This window comes from Bradyrhizobium sp. NBAIM08, assembly GCF_020193935.1.
Classification (GTDB): Bacteria; Pseudomonadota; Alphaproteobacteria; order Rhizobiales; family Xanthobacteraceae; genus Bradyrhizobium; species Bradyrhizobium yuanmingense.
On the sequence record NZ_JADYVR010000087.1, the window covers coordinates 1 to 573 of the forward strand.

1 protein-coding gene is annotated in these 573 nt (G+C 36.1%); it reads right to left on the minus strand.

Features of this window, described 5'->3' with window-relative positions:
- Nucleotides 1-573 (minus strand): DUF5677 domain-containing protein (locus I6F37_RS38525; RefSeq protein ID WP_225154147.1); only part of this gene is annotated, 573 nt, incomplete at both ends.

Here is a 573-nt window from a genome sequence, read left to right on the forward strand (position 1 = left end):
GTGAGCAGGGTTTATGCTTTTTTCAAGATGATACTTTTCCAGGATTCGCCAATTGCCGTGAATTATATCCGAAGTTCTTTTATAAATAGACGTATAAATTATAGATTCATCGTCACCTAAATCAGCAGCCAGTTGTCCAATGTTTAATTCAAATGCATCTCCTTTCTCGATTGCAAGTTTATATTCGTCAATACCCTCGCTTTGCATTGCTTCTTTTAACTGATCGGACATTTGGTTTAACCTATTGTCCTGTTTCTTCTTTTTCTGAGTTACTCCTTTCATATACTCCACGAAATAAGCTTCACGGCCCACTTTATATTCCCGATACTGCTTCAATGCCTTCCCATCCTTTTTAGTAATTAACCAGAGAAATTTAAGTCTGTTTTCATATAAAAGGCGTAAAGTCGATTCTGCAATTTCTCCTTCATGTCTTTCCTCCTGTTCAATGACTTTTTGAAACAGATACTGCTGCCGGGCAATAAAGCCCATCATTATTTCTGCTACACTACGTGAAAAGACATCAATCAATTCAATTTTTTTAATGCCTTCAAAATAACGGTTCAATGTTCGATT